This window comes from Candidatus Kryptoniota bacterium, assembly GCA_036567965.1.
GTDB lineage: Bacteria > Bacteroidota > Ignavibacteria > Kryptoniales > JAKASW01 > JAKASW01.
Genome location: DATCTN010000017.1, coordinates 88,488 through 105,807, shown reverse-complemented (window position 1 = coordinate 105,807; position 17,320 = coordinate 88,488). Strand labels below are relative to the sequence as shown.

At 48.4% G+C, this 17,320-nt stretch carries 14 protein-coding genes; 5 read left to right on the top strand and 9 right to left on the bottom strand.

Features of this window, described 5'->3' with window-relative positions; translation table 11 throughout:
* The first annotated feature begins 12 nt into the window (after positions 1–12).
* The gene (hisS, locus tag VIS48_06830) at positions 13–1,407 is read left to right on the top strand and encodes a histidine--tRNA ligase (protein HEY9165860.1); all 1,395 of its coding nucleotides are present in this window, start codon (positions 13–15) and stop codon (positions 1,405–1,407) included.
* 16 nt (positions 1,408–1,423) lie between these two features.
* On the opposite strand, the gene VIS48_06825 is transcribed toward hisS, so the two are convergent.
* Entirely contained in the window at positions 1,424–1,843 is a 420-nt protein-coding gene (locus tag VIS48_06825) for a hypothetical protein (protein ID HEY9165859.1), read from the bottom strand.
* 827 nt (positions 1,844–2,670) lie between these two features.
* Here VIS48_06825 and VIS48_06820 point away from each other — a divergent pair.
* Both VIS48_06820 and VIS48_06815 read left to right on the top strand, forming a co-directional pair.
* Positions 2,671–3,684 (top strand): squalene/phytoene synthase family protein, encoded by a 1,014-nt coding sequence (locus tag VIS48_06820; protein ID HEY9165858.1) that lies wholly within the window; start codon positions 2,671–2,673, stop codon positions 3,682–3,684.
* 322 nt (positions 3,685–4,006) lie between these two features.
* Complete coding sequence (locus VIS48_06815) at positions 4,007–4,444, top strand: hypothetical protein (GenBank protein HEY9165857.1); 438 nt, start codon at positions 4,007–4,009, stop codon at positions 4,442–4,444.
* 102 nt (positions 4,445–4,546) lie between these two features.
* Here VIS48_06815 and VIS48_06810 read toward each other — a convergent pair whose 3' ends face one another.
* From VIS48_06810 to VIS48_06785, 6 genes are all read right to left on the bottom strand, one after another.
* Positions 4,547–4,792 (bottom strand): hypothetical protein, encoded by a 246-nt coding sequence (locus VIS48_06810; protein ID HEY9165856.1) that lies wholly within the window; start codon positions 4,790–4,792, stop codon positions 4,547–4,549.
* Positions 4,789–6,312 carry a glycosyltransferase family 39 protein gene (locus VIS48_06805; GenBank protein HEY9165855.1) on the bottom strand — a complete coding sequence of 508 codons (1,524 nt, stop codon included), beginning with the start codon at positions 6,310–6,312 and terminating at the stop codon, positions 4,789–4,791. The genes VIS48_06810 and VIS48_06805 overlap by 4 nt, the downstream gene beginning before the upstream one ends.
* Positions 6,313–6,657: 345 nt before the next feature.
* Positions 6,658–10,158, bottom strand: a complete 3,501-nt coding sequence (locus VIS48_06800) for a FlgD immunoglobulin-like domain containing protein (protein HEY9165854.1) — start codon at positions 10,156–10,158, stop codon at positions 6,658–6,660.
* Between the two features lie 125 nt (positions 10,159–10,283).
* The gene (locus VIS48_06795; protein ID HEY9165853.1) at positions 10,284–10,916 is read right to left on the bottom strand and encodes a hypothetical protein; all 633 of its coding nucleotides are present in this window, start codon (positions 10,914–10,916) and stop codon (positions 10,284–10,286) included.
* Positions 10,917–11,038: 122 nt separating this feature from the next.
* Positions 11,039–11,758, bottom strand: coding sequence for a diphthine--ammonia ligase (locus tag VIS48_06790; GenBank protein ID HEY9165852.1), 720 nt, complete (start codon positions 11,756–11,758; stop codon positions 11,039–11,041).
* Between the two features lie 135 nt (positions 11,759–11,893).
* On the bottom strand, positions 11,894–14,134 hold the full coding sequence (locus tag VIS48_06785) for a T9SS type A sorting domain-containing protein (GenBank protein HEY9165851.1): 2,241 nt from the start codon (positions 14,132–14,134) through the stop codon (positions 11,894–11,896).
* Positions 14,135–14,353: 219 nt separating this feature from the next.
* On the opposite strand from VIS48_06785, the gene VIS48_06780 reads away from it, so the two are divergent.
* Together VIS48_06780 and VIS48_06775 are read left to right on the top strand one after the other, a co-directional pair.
* Positions 14,354–14,566, top strand: coding sequence for a hypothetical protein (locus tag VIS48_06780; GenBank protein ID HEY9165850.1), 213 nt, complete (start codon positions 14,354–14,356; stop codon positions 14,564–14,566).
* Entirely contained in the window at positions 14,526–14,921 is a 396-nt protein-coding gene (locus VIS48_06775; GenBank protein ID HEY9165849.1) for a hypothetical protein, read from the top strand. Before VIS48_06780 ends, VIS48_06775 begins: the two co-directional genes overlap by 41 nt.
* Before the next feature lie 358 nt (positions 14,922–15,279).
* On the opposite strand, the gene VIS48_06770 is transcribed toward VIS48_06775, so the two are convergent.
* On the bottom strand, positions 15,280–15,777 hold the full coding sequence (locus VIS48_06770; protein ID HEY9165848.1) for a hypothetical protein: 498 nt from the start codon (positions 15,775–15,777) through the stop codon (positions 15,280–15,282).
* 1,027 nt (positions 15,778–16,804) lie between these two features.
* Entirely contained in the window at positions 16,805–16,981 is a 177-nt protein-coding gene (locus VIS48_06765; protein ID HEY9165847.1) for a hypothetical protein, read from the bottom strand.
* Positions 16,982–17,320: the final 339 nt, after the last annotated feature.

Sequence of the window (17,320 nt, the reverse complement as noted above, 5' to 3'; positions counted from 1 at the left end):
CCGCAGGAAACCATGGAAAGAATTGAGCCGCAAAACGTAAAGGGATTCCGGGATCTTCTCCCCGCAGCCGCGTTGAACAAGAACCGCATAATTGAAACCGTCCGGCTGGTCTATGAGAGATACGGTTTTCTGCCGGTGGAGACGCCGGGACTCGAGTATCTGGAAATACTTCTGGGCGAGTACGGTGATGAAAACACGAAGCAGATTTTCCGCTTGAAGTCTCCCGAAGACGCAGCGATCGCGCTCCGCTTTGATCTCACTGTCCCGCTCGCGCGGATCGTAGCACAATACAATGAGCTGCCAAAACCATTCAAGAGATACCAGGTCGGTTCGGTATGGCGCGCGGACAAACCTGACCCGGGACGATTTCGCGAGTTCACTCAGTTCGACGTCGACGTGGTGGGGACCTCCAGCCAACTCGCCGAAGCAGAAGTAATCTCCGCTGTGTGTGATTCTCTCCGGGAAGTAGGCGCGGGGCGATTCGTCGTAAGTGTAAATAGCAGAAATGTCCTGAACGCTGTCGTGGACTACGCCGGTATTGCGAGGGAACGGGCGCATGATATCTTCAGGGTACTGGATAAACTGAACAAAGTCGGAATCAAGAATGTTGAACTTGAACTTACAACAGGTCGCCGGGATGTTTCGGGCGATTTCATACAAGGACTCGGATTGACCGACCGGAACGTCTCGAGACTGAAGGACTATCTTAATCTGCCGAGAGGAGAAAGACGCTTCGTTCTGAAAGAGCTGGGGGAATTACTTGGAGATGAGAGTTGCGCCGATCTCCAGCGCCTTCATGAATTCCTCTCGGATCTCGGCATGGATGAGAGTGTCGTGGTATTCGATCCGACTGTCGCTCGCGGACTCGATTATTACACGGGCCCGGTTTTCGAAGTGACCCTGGCCGACAAGCCGAATTTCGGAAGTGTGGCCGGCGGAGGGAGATATGACAACCTCGTGAGGCGGTTTTCCGATACCGACATACCGGCAGTCGGATTTTCAATCGGAATCGATCGGCTCGTTTCCGCTATCGCGGAGACTGACGAGAACAAATTTGTAGACGTTGTTGTGACAATCATGGAACAGCAAAAGCTCGGGGATTACCTGAAGGTCGCACACGACCTTAGAGAGGCCGGGCTGAAGACGGACCTTTATCTCGGGACAGAAAGAAGTCTGAGGAAACAACTTCAATATGCGGACAGGGTCGGCGCGAGGTTCGCGATCATAATTGGATCGAACGAATTTGAAAAGTCTACGGTTACGATTAAGGATCTCTCTGCGGGATCCGAGGCGAGTAAAGACTCCGCGAAGCGCGAGGAGTGGCTCAAGAAAAGCAGGGAAATTCAAAAGGAAGTACCCCGCTCCGAGATGGTTTCAACTTTACGCGATTTGATCGGAAGAGACTAAAAACTTCAGTCGATCGCTAATTAAGGACAGTGGTGATCGCCGAGTCGCCGGTTACCCTAATGAAAACCTTCACCATATTCACACCATCGTTTCCCACTTGCCTGCCGCATCCGACAATGTACATGACCTGAACAGGTGAGGGAATGCTCGACGTCCCTCCGGGGACGTATGCCGCTCCGGCAGGAAGAGTCTCGGTCGCCAAATAACTTCCATTCGCGTTACCGGTGTCGCTGCTGAGTAAACCAAAACCCATGAAAGTATAACCACCCCCCGCAAGAGCTTGCGGCTTGCGGTAATACTCCAGCGCCTTTGCTCCGATGTTATTCAGATCGTTGACAATCTGATCACGATTGGAGCTCTGGCTGCCACTTTTGAACATGGTGAGTGCTATAGCGACCGCGATACCGACTACAAACACGCCCAGCACAACCAGCAAGAGCTTCTGTGTTCCTATGTACTCCTCCTCGCCTTTCTCAACGGTTCAAGGATGAATTTCAAAACATCCCTGACCTTTTTGGCCGAAAACGTTACATCAGAGCAACCCAACACTCGCCTTAATATAACGACCGTAGATAGAAACTCGAAGAGGTAATCCGCTGCATGCCACGGAAATATGTTGCGGGAAGGAGCAAATACTGTATTTTTTCGCCATTTTGACGTGCAAGCAAGCAGACACGTTGATTGGGAAAGGTTTCCAAGCCATCAAAACTCTAAATTTCAGCTTCACAGGATTTCCAGCCGATATATGTAGCACAGAGAGAACCACCCTGATATTCTTGCCAGACCCATATGCAAGTTTGTATGCGGCGTGATTATCCACTTTAGCATGATACAGAGCCTGATATTGAAAGGTTCAAAGGCGTGAGAAAATGAAGAAGTGCACAAATGCTTAAAAGTGAATTGACAAACCGCTTTGTCGATTGACAATCAATTCATTGTCGGCGCATTGTTCACCATGTTTGGGAATTGTGGATTCAAGCAAATAACAAATTGCAAAATGATATCGGAAATCAAAGGAGCGATTCGCGATTGGATATGAAAACAATTAAATTATGTCCAGGTAATCGTTGACCAGCATTTTAATATGTGTTAGAGAATATTGACTTTGGTTCGCAGGCATTTTAACGTTTTACCGACTAGACTGAGCGATGAAATGATTTTTGGTATGACAGAGCACGCTCGCGGGACGCTCACAGTACCACTTAGAAGATGGAAACGACCGGAGCGCTGCGCTGCCGGTTACACCTCATCGGTCTAAAGATCATGCACACAAGTGAAATGTTGCGCGCCGTGAGCAGGACCTTCGCTCTTTCGATAGAGCGGCTTCCGGGGCGTCTTCGCGATGCAACTACCACAGCGTATCTCCTTTTTCGTGTGTCGGATTGTCTCGAGGACAACAACAATCTGATCGCGCCTCGCAAGGCGGAGCTCTTGCGTTTATGGGCTAAGATGCTTGTTGACTCCGTCCCGGTTGAATCTCTAACGGGTGCGATCCGACACCTTGATGAAAGCGACCCCGAAGTATATGTCGCCCGCCATGCGGATGAGGTGCTCGATCGGCTGCACCAGCTCCCTGCGGGAATCCAGGAGATTATCGCAAACCACGTAAATCAGACATCGCTCGGCATGGCGCGCTGGCAGGAGATCGGACCCGAGGTTCAGGATGAACAGGAGCTTGACGATTACATGCATGAGGTCGCAGGGCGTGTCGGCTACCTGATCACAGATCTGTTTGCCTGGTATTCACCAGCTATCATGGAACGAAAACCGAAGCTTCTTCCTTTGGCGCGGCAGTTCGGGCTCGCCCTCCAGACAGTCAACATCATCCGCGGGATCAGAAAAGACTACGAGCGCGGTTGGGTATACGTGCCCAGAACATTTTACGAACCGCTCGGCTTGACGCGAGAGAGTCTCCTCGCGCGTGAGAACGCCGACCAGATTCTTCAGATGATCGACAAGCTTGCCGACAAGGCTGAGACACATCTTGTTTATGGTTTGAACTACATTACAAGTCTTCCCAACAGGCTGCACGGTATACGGCTCGCTTGCATCTGGCCGCTGATGTTCGCAGTGAGGACACTCGCAGTGAGCCGCAACAATATCAACGTTATTCTCAGCGAAGCGAAAATTACGAGAGCAGAGATACGGAAAATCGTTAGAGAGACCACGATGTTCGGGTGGTCAAATGACTGGCTCGTAAATTACTACCGCCGTCTGCACGAAGTCGATTCATCTTTACTCGTACCGGCTACGTCCGCCCCGATAACGGCAGACTGAGATCGTTTCGAAGAAGCCTGAGAGATGGCCTGAGCGCGACAGGACAGGCTCATCCGGCTGCGGAAAGTGAAACGTTATATGCCGAAGGACCAGTTACCATACATTTCCCACAGGTGTTCTCCCACAAGCAAGTATTTTCTCACAAGTTCCCATTCGGGAGCCGAAGTCAGACACAATGTGAACTTCGACACTTGCATCTGAACTCACAGTTATTAAATTCGCTTGTCGATTGAAGTTCCCAGTCGAGGGGGGAGCGGAACTTGGAGGTAGGTGTCCGCTTTTTATCGCTCAAATGAAGGGAAAACAAAGATAGGAGCATCAAATGGGAACCCAACAACTCCTACTGATAGTATTGGGGATAATAATTGTCGGTGTAGCAGTTTTCATCGCGATTCTGTTATTCAAAGGTAATTCCCAGAGTGCCAACCGGGACGCGATCACGGCCGACCTTGAAAATCTCGCCACAATAGCCCAACAGTACTACAGAAAGCCAACGACCTTAGCAGGCGGCGGCTACAATTATCTTGGATTCAACATTATAGGACTCGACACCGGAAATGAGGACGGCAGCTACTCGATAGCCGCAACACAGCCTAGCGGCCCGGATTACACGCCGGGGAACACAGACCCCATCAACACATCGACACAGACAATATTCTTGCTCGGTTGCGGAAAGGAAATCGGAAATGACGAAACGAACCCCGTGAAAATCTTCATGGAGGTAACTCAAGATTCGCTAAGCGCCTATGTGCTTAATTGACATGAGAAGTTTCCTGGAATAGCCGTAACTTCTCTTCCCCGCAAAAAGGAAGTCCCGCCACCGACCGGATGACGGGACATTTCAGTAATGCTGTTCGTTAGATTATTTCAGTATTATCATCTCTTTCGATGAGAAGTAATTTCCCGATGTCATTCTATAAATGTACACTCCGCTCGTTAACTGGATCCCGTTGAACAACGCGACGTGATCACCCGCCGTTTGATATTCATGAACAAGAGTAGCCAATTCCCTGCCGGTTGGTAACTTGTAGATCAGCGCGTAACGATTACTATAATCTACTCGATTCGAGAATCTTCGCTCACTTATGGCACTCTCTATCGTGGTCAAATGAACCGCTTGAGCTGTTGCCACAATTTGTCGAGTGGATATTTGGGCCCTTTGCACAAATAGACCTCTGCACCGTATGCGTACGGTTGGTCAAACCTCGCTACACGTTCAACATTGTCAAAGAACCTCCCAAGGAAAGCAGCGTCGTAACCGACTGCAAGAACAATTTTGCCGCTGTAGTTCCGGGTGCCCCAAAGCCAGTAATTATTCCTTGGGCATATCGCATTAGGCAGACCGACCGTTGGACCGAAGTGGTCTATCGCACCCGCTATCCCGTACCACGAAGCGAGCACAGCACAACTATCCCGTTCATGCTGGGGCAGCGAGTTGTAAGCAACTCTGACGGTACCGACAAGTTCTTCCCACCCCAATCTGTATACAAAATGAAGCGGCAGGACATCACCCTCATCCTTCTCCATCCTGATCATGTTCCACACGCTGAGAGTTTTTGCATACGCGACAAATTGTTTCACCGGAAGAACGGGAACCGCAAGAGGCATGAGTATGGTGCCCGACACGATCAGGGTTGAGACTGTGATCCATCGCGGCCATCTTACTTCTTTTCTCAGAGAGAACCGTTCTACCGCAACTGCGCCGGCGGCAAACAAAACCGGAAAGATGGGGACGACATAATATATTTTTGAATTCTGAACCATATAGACAACAAGGAATATTATGGCTGTCCATCCAAGAAACCGGAACTCCCGCGCATCCTTGCTAAAAAGGAGATACGCCAGACCGGAAAGCCAAACGGGGAGCGTGAAGGGATTGAGACCTATTGCCAACTGGAAAAGAAAGGCAAGCGGTGACAATGAAAGATTTTTGTATTCTGTAGCGTTGCGAATGAATTCGAGTGTCGGCCAACCGTGGTTTATTTGCCAAAAGATATGCGGGAGGAATATGATAAGACCTACAGCGCCGCTGAGATACAACCAGGGCGACCCCAATACGCTCCACCGCTTTGTGATGACAAGTGAAACAAATAATGAAAAGTCCAACACCAGGAAGGTGTACTTATTCAGTAGTCCAACTCCGAGAAGAATTCCCAGGCCGATCCATTTTGTTCCGGATGGCGCTTTGATTGTAGTCAAAAACAGCACAACAAAAAGAGTGCACAGCATGATATCTACCGGATTCATTGAAAAGAAACTGCTCATGGCAGGAAAAGCCGAGGAGAAACATATCGACAGTGCGGCGAGCGATTGTGAAAATCCGCCTCCTCCGAGAATCTTGGCAATTCGTGCTGCAAGGAGAACTGTAACGGCGCCAGAAAGCCCCGACATGAGACGAAGGCCGAAGATCGTCTCACCAAATATCTGAGTGCTCAAAAAAGTCAACAGCGCGACCAGGGGAGGATGATCAACATAGCCCCATGCAAGATGTTTGCTGCAGGCGAAGTAGTAGAGCTCATCTCCGAAGAATCCGTATCGCCCCGCTGTGGCAAGAGTGAGCGCGAGAAAAAGGATCGCTGCACCGTTGGGAATTGTGATCAGCCCTCGAAGGGACTCCCGCACTTTCATGCTGTTCACTTCCTTAAGATGCGTTAGATGACCGGTCCTGCCCAAGCTGAGTTCTCGTTAACATTGCGCTCCAACCAACTTCTCGGCGAAGAGCGCAGTTCATCCGTGTTCTTTGGACGGATTGAGCGAGACTCTTCATCTATGGTTCTTCATTCCCCCTTCAATGTCTTGGTTTGATGTACAGCCAGAGACTTTAGAAAAGAATTCATTTACCATTCATAAATAAAAAACAGATAATGAAGAAAAGAAGTAATCCAAATCTGATTGGCAAACCACTCCATCCAATAACCACGCTCGTTCTGATTTATCTCTTCTTCAACTTTTCAAATTCATCCGCGATAGATTCTATTTAACGAGAACCATTTTCCTTGTAGAAGCGAAACCTGATGAGGATTCGATTCGGTACAAATATACTCCGCTAGCCACTTGTACGTTGTACTTGTTTTTTCCGTCCCAGTAATACGTGTACGTTCCCGGCTGAAACTGCTGATTGACAATCGTGGCGATTTCCTGTCCAAGGATGTTGTATATCTTCAACGTCACGTGACCCGATTTGGGAATGGAGAACCGGATTGCCGTTTGAGGATTGAAAGGATTCGGGTAGTTCTGGCTGAGATCGAACTTAGTTGGAAAATTCGGGTCAACTTTGATTCCGAGAACCGTCGGATTGAATGTCCATCTGTCTGCTGAGGTTAGATAATGGCGCGCGAGTATTTCAAATTCTTCGGTGGAATCAAACGCAGCTACCTCCCTATTGGCGGTTGAGACCCACATTAGAGGCATTGTATTATCCAGTATATCAGTGGCGAGTGCAGGGTTATTGGTGAGTTTCGAGTAATGTGACGCAAAGACGAAGAGCCATTCTCTGGTTGTTGTAACGTTATTGATTCCATTTGAATATAATGGAGGCCAGTACTTCGCATCGACAAGTCCACCGAGGACGTTATTCTCAAGGAATCCTAATTCAAGTCTTTGATTTGAATTTTCTTCGTCATATGCAGCGATTGGAATCGGGCGCCTGTCCTGGTAGGCATAGCCGGGATTCTGATTTATTATAAATGGTGTAAATGATGGATCAGCAGAACCTAGGTCCGCGTGGCGCAAATATCTGTATGCCATCGTAACATTCGAATCGCTTGGATTGAACGGATTACCGTTGGTATCAGTCGAGACAAACTTCAGGAGCACGTTGTGAAGCTGCGACGGCAACACGGTTGAGCTGCTGAACCAGTTCTGGTATCCCATTCCGATTGCACCGTTGAAGCCCTCCAGATTCATTCCAGTTGCATTTAACCATGTAATGTTTCTCACACCGCTCGGCACCTCCCAACCGCTCATGCCGATCGCCGAATTGACAGTGGTGCCGGCAACTATGAATCCATCAGTCAGCGGCATATTATCACCTAGCCGATCTGGAAGAGGATGGTTTCTGAATAGAAATGTTCCAGTGGTCGAATCTTGCAGAGAAATTCCGGGATCGCCTTGCGCGTCAATAGAGTCCACTCCAAGTATTAAATAAGAATGATCCTTGACCGAATCAGGGCGAACAATCCGCAGCGTAAAATCACCATCCGCCTTCCCCGAAACATGTTGGACTACTGCAACGCGAAGAGGCGATTCAAACTGGTACACGGGGAGTTGAAGTGAATCCTGCCAGGAGTTTCCTGCTGTATCAGCAACCGTCAGTACCACTTCATAATCAGGAGCGCTGTACGATGCTGGTATTTGCAGTGAAAAGAAACTGTTCGCGCTGTCCGGAGCATAATTCATCGTGAATGAAGAGTCTGAAGAAATTTGATTCACCGTTATTAATTTTCCGTTCATCTCATTCTGAAGCTGCAACTTCAAATCATTCACCGGATAGATTCCGGCGTTTTCCATTTTCATGCCGAGCCTGAGAACCTCTCCAGGATTTGCAAGGCCATCCTGATTAAGATTATCCTGTTCGATCGTGACACCGCTGAGAATCAAAGGGCCGTTGGTTGTGATATGATCGAAGACATCCTGCCAGATGCCGCTCCCGAATGCTCCTGTTCCTGATATGTCGAGACGGAGGCCGTCAAACTGTGAAGGAATTGTAACGGTGTCGGCGAAGACTCCGTCTGAAGCTGTGCCATCTCCATGTTGGCCGTCGTCATAAAGGGGGACGGTAATCAATAAAGATCCGTCGCGATGTCTCAGGCTGGCTGTCATTGACTTAAGTGCGCCGGTGCTTCCATTTGCAACTATTGTAAGACGAGACGAAGAAGCTCCGTAAGCCACGGAGACATTCGCATTCGGGGGAGGGGCTTTGAAAAGGGAGTTATAAAAGTTGCGGGCGACTATCGCGCCCTGTTTTAACACTGCGACGGACGAAAGGTAACTTGGGCCAATCGCGCCGATCGATGCCACCACCACCTCCGCTGTATCGTGTAGTTTCAGCGTAAATGGACCCGAGATACATAGGTCGCGCCGATCGCCGGGGGTCAAGTCGTATCCGTCCACCCAGCCGGTGTGGGTGACAGGATCGCCGGACAAGATGAAGTTTGTCACGATCGCATGCGCTGTCGCATATGGTGAGGATGTGTAGAACGGCACCCCCGCGGGATACTGCGGTCGCGGAAGATCCCCACGCATGAGGTTAAACATCTGCATCGTCCCGGGGTAGAAACCGAGATCGGGGTCGCCTATGGTAGATCCGACTCCGAAGTAGTCGTACCCCGTCATAGGATTTGAATGCCAGGGTTTGTACCCTCTTCTCCAGCGAAAGTTGATTTGGACGCTATCCGATGAATTGCCGGTGTATTGAGCCGGTCCCTCCAGAACACACACTCCGCTTGCGGGTGGCGACAAACCTACGGAGGCGTACTTTGAATCCACCGGCTCTCCGTTGTAGCAAAATCCAAGATTAAGGGTCGAGTCGCATCCGGAATAATCGTCCGACATATCTCCGTTGTCGGGATCCCGCCACTGGACGATGTACATGCTGTCGATTTCCGAGTTCGACGCACTTGTAGTCGTGCCTTTGTAGATCAACTTGACCTGCTTGAATGTCATGCTGTTGAGTTCAGCAGGCGAATCATACGCCCAGAGAGTCACTTGTTCTTCAATACCTATCGGTTCTGAGCCGTACAAAGCCACTGCTTGATTCGGATCGAGGTCGTTGCAGACATACCAGACGGTCTGTCCGGCGCCGGGGACACCAGGGATGCAATGCGGGCTTGTCGGATCGAAAGCGTTATCATTTCTCACCACGCCGACGGAGTCGATGTACCATGGTGCACCGATCGAGGCAGGCCACTGGAGCCAGTCAGTATAATACTGCTGCTTAATTTGATCGAGCTCGGCGGCGGTAACTTCACTGGTTGACACCTGAAAGTATGATGCGGCGTCTGAAGTCAGATCGGGAGGCGAGGCCTGACCTGGAACCACGTCGGGTCTCACTCTCCATATCCTGGCGTTGGCTCCTGCAGTATCATCGGCTCCTGTAACAATTCCCGATCCATTGGTGATGATTCTTCCCGCCTGCATGCCGGTGGGATACGTCGCGCCCCCTACACGGAGAATTTCGCTTCCGCCATCTCTCACCATTCCACCGAACACAATTCCTTCCTGGAAGATTAAACCGATTCCGGAACCTTTGGGAAACTCGCCGTTCCACTTTCCGTTGGAAATGTTTGGCGGGAACAAAGCATTATCAGTAGTCCAAGAAGTCAGGTTATTGAAGTTCAGAACCGTACTTGCCGGTACACCGTTCACCTTTAGCGGCATGGGCTTTGATTTTCTGCCATCGGGATTTCCCGCGAAAGAACTCTGAAAGTAAAGAGTTGTTATTGCCAACAGGAGAAGCACTCTCATTTCTCGCATGTCTGATTCCTCCTGGCCACGGATATGTTCCCGGGCCGTAGACCTATTCTAATGAACAGTATTAATTTGTGTCCTTATCCGGCTTCATCCGACAAAAGGGCCGTCTTACTTGACTAAAAGCATTTTCATTGTCGAAATGAATCTGGACGATTCAATCCTGCAGAAGCATAATCCACGTGATACCTGGACCTTTTCACGCCCGGAACAACAGTCTGGCCAGGTCGGACGTCTGATCTCACTCTCCAAATTCTGACGTCAAGGTCACTTGGATTTTCTGCTCCCGTTACATTACCACTGGCATCACTCAGAATTTTCCCCGCCTGCATGCCTGTGCCGTAAGCGGATCCACAAATACGAACCGTCACCGGCTGGTTGTCGTGCACAAGTCCGCCAAATACAATCCCCTCCTGGAATATCACCCCAACGCCCGAGCCTTTTCGAAACTCTCCATTCCATTCATTCTGACCCCGGGGCACCTTCGGAGGAAAGAGTCCGTCATCCTGAACCCATGCAGTGATGTTGTTTGTGTTGAGAACTGTGGAATAAGAAGAGCCGAGGATTTTGCGGGGGTAATTCTTCCTCTCGGAAATTGCGCGCTCCTGTAAATAGGACTTCACATTCGCGAGGAGGAATATCGAGGATAATACAAGTGTGATGAGCTTGCAGAATTTCATGCCGCCCTCCCTGACCCTCAGACCATGAAGCCATCTGTAATTCTTTAGATGCTCACTGTTCATCTCTCCCACAGCCTCTCGCATGCGATGTCACCTGCCCGCCTGTGATTCTGGTAAAAGACTAATCAAACGGCTATTAAAAAGCAATGAACCCCCCTGCCACCATTTTGTATTTCATCATTGCTCGAGGAGAGATTGTGCTTCCTTTACTCTCCATTTTCAACGTGGGCGCCGTTTTCAGTACTGGCAACTATACCATTAGCAGGTATCAAATCACAAAAGTAAAAACGATTGTCCCGCAAAACGATCTCTCCAATTGTAAATGTTATCTTTTCTCGAAATATCGGTCCGTCATATACAAACGAATGAAACTCTCCATTTTCCCCGCATGGGTCAACGCCGGGCGGGAGATCGGTCAGAAATTGCTTATCAAACATCCTGCCGACAAATGTTTTATCCAGGACTTTTGAGTCAACGCAGGTAACAACTGCTTTGAATTCCAAATCCATGAATGTGTTGGCAAGCTCAGTTGTATCCCTCTTCCATATCGGGAAGATTCCCTTCATTCCTATTTGCGACAGGTTTCCTTCTCTATACTTCCTTAGGTCCTCTAAAAAAATGTCCGCAAAAACAACTGATGATACACCTTTACGCTGATATTCTACTAGCTTCTCTCTCATTCTTGTTTCATACTCATCGTTGGATGCGTTCTTCGTGATATAGATCTTTTCAAGCGGAAGACCCAAAGATTCCGCCTGCTGTTCGAGAAGAATACGCCGAACGCCGTGCATGCTGATCCTGTCGTAGTCCTCTGTTACGGTCGTAAGTAGCGCTGATACTTCATAGTTATTGGGCTTCTGTATTTCATGTAGAGACATGGCACTATCCTTGCCGCCACTCCAGGATAAAATGACTTTCTTATTCATTGGTACCCAGAATTATTTAGTTTGTCAATTTAGAATACGACCGTGCGAATCACGCCCGTGCCGCATCACCGGCGTTGAGTGTGCCGAAGGCATCCCTTCGGGAAACTCCATCATCCATTCGGTTGCACTTGCCCGTCACTTTAACAAGAGGAACTTCTTGGAATCCTGGTGGTTCCCTACTCGAAGTGTGTAGAAATAAACTCCGCTCGGTAGGTTGCCTGCATTGAAAATGACGGAGTGATTGCCGGGATTTTGCCTCTCATAAAGCAATGTTCTCACCAGCCTCCCCAGGATATCGTACACCCTTAAAGTCACCAGACCGCTCGTAGACAGCTGATAGTTGATGAAAGTAGATGGATTAAAAGGATTCGGAAAGTTTTGCTCAAGCCTGAACACGGTTGGAGAAATCGGTTTGTTCTCGATACCGCTGACACCGCCCGGATACTCTAACCTCAGATTATCCACATAAATCGTTCCTGAACTTGACTGCCCTATAACAGTACTCCCGGCAAGCTGGATCTCTATTCTCTCGAACGTCAGCGGATAAGTCGGTAGGGCAGTGCCTGAAAGCTCCGACATCGCCGTCATCCCGGCATTTATGTTTGCGAAAGAGGTGCTGTCGTTGAGGTACTTCCTCCCTATGGCACGGAAAAGATCCGAGTCGACATCCGCAAAGCGGTAGTAGAGTCTGTGATTTCGACCGTCCGACTTCACATCAAGGAATATGGAATCGGGAATCCCGTAGACAGGAATATCCTTGTTGAGGTAAACCATGTATGTCGTTGATGCGGCATAAGTGTACTTGTAGTTTATTCTGAAGGATGCACTCCCCACGGACATCTGGTCCGTCGCAAGCGTGACGGAAAGCGAATCCAGATTCGATCCATCAAAGGTCCAGCCGCTGACGCTCTCAAGAGGATCGAAGCTGACCAAACCGGTGGCGCACTCGACTCTTACCACGCCCGTATCGGATGTGCCGTTGAACGAAGCAATTATTTTTGTAATGCCTGTCTTCAGCCCGGTAAATAAACCTGTCGAATCGATTGTCCCCACGGAGGGAACCGTTGAGGTCAGTCTGAACATCGTTATCGGCAAATAATGCTGTACCGAATCGGCGTCGAAGATATTTACGCTAATCTGTAGAGTTGTCAATGAATCCGTAACCGCAAGTTTCGGACTTAGTGCGAAATACTTGAAGTCGTAAGTTCTCACGAAGCATGAGTCCGTAGTGCCGTTGAATTTTGCGAGGACATATCCGCTGTCGGGGTGGGCCGACGGAGTAAATACACCATACGGCTCTATCGAACCGAGACTGCTGTCGCAGGAATACTGTACCATCGAATGAGGGAGTATAATCGTATTGCCGTTCTTATCGACCGCAGTTGTGAAGAAAGAGTGAGTGTCATAGCGAAAGAGATTGAGGGAATGGTCTGAGAGATGCATCGAGGTAAGATCCGTCGGCGAAGAAGAGGAAAGCACCATTAAAGTGTAAAAGAAATTTGAAGCGAACCCTTGCAGGCTGTCTGCTCCGCCGCCATGACCCTGGCCAGGAAAGAAAACGGCCTGATTATATATTCCCAGTTGGGTAGCAATTCTGGAGATCGTTATGCCGCCATATAATTCTATGCCAAAATCACCCGACACGCCGCTATCTTGTGGTACGATCGTGTCTGGCACACCATCGATGCTCGCAACAGGTACTTCCCCGGCATTGATCCATGTTGGATCTACAATTCCACCACAATAATTTATTATGCCTTTAATCGAAGATGATAATCCGGGATTCCCGCTTGTGCCTTCAATATCTCCCCACTTCGCCTGATTCACGTCGGTCGGGATTTCATCCTCATTCCAGTAACCATAATGGACCGCAACCATCGATCCCGCAGATGAACCTTCAAGATAAATTTGTGAAGTATCAATTCCATATTGGGCGGCATTTAAGCGGAAGAAGCGAACCGCAGCTTTAGTATCTTGAACTCCTCGCAACAGCGCTTCCAGTATTGTCGTAACTCCCTTCGGAGATCCAATGCCGAGTCTGTAATCTATTGTAGCCGAGACATACCCGCGCTCAGCGAAGTCGGTGCAGTTTAAGCTCATATCGCTTCTTACGCCGCTGACGAGGCTTCCCCCGTGTATGCAGATGACGAGCGGTCTCGACGTCAGAGTGTCGCCCGTCGGTTCGTATAAATCGAGGTACAGGGAATCGGTCGCCCCATTAATGTCGAGCGCCCTGCCGAATTGAATGCCCGTCGTGATTGTTGCAGAGGAAAAAACAATGTCTCTATAACGTCTTCCTGCATCGGCAACATTTACCAAGATGAGCGCAAATATGACCGTGAGCAACTTTATGGCCAGACTGTGAAATGATTTCATTGAGTTATCTCCTTTTGTCGAAGCACTTAACATTCCACTTAAGTATTCTCTAAAGGTTGCTTATTTCAATTTAGAAACATATTGGCAAGAGGTAAATGCAGTAATGCGTAGAAGAATAGTTGAGAAGCACGTCCCCGTGAGCTTCTAGCGACATCCCCCGTATCAAGTATACAAAATAATGAGCGGGACAGGATCGAGATCGAGGACAAGGAGCGGTTCATGAAGGCCGCAAAAAAGCGCGGTCTGGTTAAAATAACGCCGGCAAAAGGGGAGCCAGATCTGATCGCAATTCTAGCATATGTTAAGAAAACTGGCGAGATCCCCCCGGGCTCGAAATTCGTTCCTTCTTCAACAAACTTTTCATACTCACTCACAAATGGACGTAACAACAATGGCGACGGAGAAGAACAATATACCGAAGCTCGATCCTGAACTAAACATGGAAGTAACAGATAAATTGCTCAGAGACAAACCGCACATCGGTGAATCTTCATTCGGGAAATACTATCTCTACAATGTAGAGAAAGGCGGTTTCGAAAAGTCATTCTTCGCGCCGATTGAGATCCACGAAGTACTTCAGGCAAACAAACTCAAAGCCGGATCGGAATTCAAGTTGAAGAAAATCATGGATCAGAGCAAACCGAAGTTGGAACTTGCTCTCGTTGCAGCTTCATCGACCGGCAATGGTAACCACACCCCGAATCAAGACAACCTGAAAGAGATTATGCTTCAGTGCGTACGTGACAGTGCGGACATCGTGAATGCAGTGAAAGAAGTTCCCTTTTAGACGTGCGACATAAGATCGGTCGCTGCTATGTTCTTCATTGCAAGGACAAAGCAATACGCATAGGACTGTTCAGTTCTTTTCGCGGCTTTTTGGAACTCGTAAAACTTCGGAAGCTTGCGTGCAATTCTTCGCCACCCATGATAGCCGCCCACTGTCTTGAGCTCATAGCGGCAGTCCGAGAGTCAGTAAGAAAATCTATCAGGGCCATCGTCCGCCCTGATCAAGAAGAGATCGTAACAGGCTTCGTTGAGTACCTTCTCACGGTATTCGCGGCTCGTGAAGTTTATAGGTTCTACTGATTTGATCTTGAACGGCTCAATGATCGGCGTTGTCATAAAGGGCAATGAATTGAATGAGGTTAATTTCCCCCATTACTATTACCATTGCGGTTACCATTACCATTTCCATTCCCGTTACCATTACTATTTCCATTCCCATTACCATTACTATTTCCATTCCCGTTACCATTTCCATTGCCGTTCCCGTTGCCATTTCCCTTGCCGTTTCCCTTTCCCTTTCCCTTGATGACTTGACAATTCCCCATAGAGGTATGGGTGACATTTACGTCAACGGTGAAATCTGAGCCCATTGCCTCTAGAGAGAGCGTGTCTCCCTTTGCAGAAACGACATTGAACGAAGCAACTTCGGTAGAATCAGGTTGAGAAATCGCCGCCAGAGTAAAACCGGTGAACGACCAGTTGCCACCTCCAAGCACCGACGGCTTCCTATACCATTGCTGCGCCTCAGCTGTAATATTCGTAAGTTGGTTAATGGTCTCGTCAATCTCAGCGTCCTGTTTATTTGAAATAAAGTAAGAGATAGCGATCGCGACTCCCGCTGCTACAATAATCGCCACAAGGGCGATTAAAAGAAATTGCTGTGTTCCCGTGCAGCACCCTCCTCTACGCCAATTGGCAAGGGTTAGTTAACCTAATATCTTCCATTGGACGTTTCACGCTCTCCTCGATCAAATCCCCCCTCTTTGAGTAAACGCCGAAAGCACCATTTCCCGCCCTTCTCATTAGAATTGGACTTGCGGGACATGGCGCAGTGCGCACCACACGGCTAAATAAAATAATCGAGCGGATCTTGCATTCCAAGGATTTACAATCCACTCTTCGACCGCTGCCGTGTGCGGTGGGACCGTCCGCTACACGTTGGTGCAATATTCGCACCGAAGATCTTCTGCCCAATTTCCGATGTTTTGAGATCTTTCTCACGATAGAAGGTGTTTCTGATAGCAAAACCGTAATCCTTCGTTACATTTTCATAATGGAGCAAAAATGAAAAACTTTAGCGGGAGAGTCCTGCCAAATTCGAAAGAAACTCCAATCAGGAAGCAAATTGCAAGGTATTTCGTCTAGCCAAGTGGAGTGGTACATATTGCTAATCTCCATTTGCGAATGATGAGTGGGAAAAATTTGTTACACGGAAACGGAGAAAAACGTGGAATGGAGAATCAAAAGGGATTGGTAATCGACACATCATTAAGACGATTCTGAATGGGAAGTGAAATCATGGCAGTCTCTGTTTTGGGGACTGCTATTTTTTCACCTGCTTGTGGTTCTCCACAGGTTCAGCTGTCGCCTATCATCTCCCTGGTACCACAATCTACTTTTTACAAAGTTCAAAATGTTTCACTCTCTGGGGGCAGGTCACCCGATTTGACGTTGCAAGTATCTGTTCTTTGAAACGCATAAACTGACAGCCAAGAATAGAAAGAGCCGCCACGATCAGCCATGAAGGGAACCTGGCCACGGACTTTCCATTAATCCCGAGTTTATCAGTACAAACCTTTTAGTTGCAGTAAATAGGCCAGCCTGAATCCGATAAAAATAAACTCGGCTTACAAGCCAAGATCCATCAAATGTCACCTGATAAGATCATGCGCTTTTTTGTTCGTCCACGAGCGTCTTAACCCCTCTGCCGAGCGCATCATATACTATCAGCATGAAATGACTACTCGCTGGCAGCTGATAATTTTTCTTTGTTGTCGGGTTGAATGGGTTGGGATGGTTATGTTCCAATGTGAATTTGGTGGGGTTATTCACGCCCTTCATTACCGCCGCTTATAGAACGGCTGCATGATATGCAGAAGCATTTTTGGTTTTCATAATTCCAATCCTCATTCTGACTTAACGGGAGAAAAAGTCCTTCGAAGAAGGAGTTTTTCTCCCATCTCTATTTGACACGAGATAAATTCAGGCGGATTAGTCAAACAGAAACTACCGTCAGTTCAAACCATTCGACTGCTGCAAAAGAAAATTGAAATAATGGAATTGAGAGTCGCGAATCGTACTTCGCAACTACAGATTACCCTTTCGCGGTTGGATAAAGAAACCTATGCATTACCCGAGATTATCAGAGGAAATTGACGCCGATACGAACTGGTTAAAGGC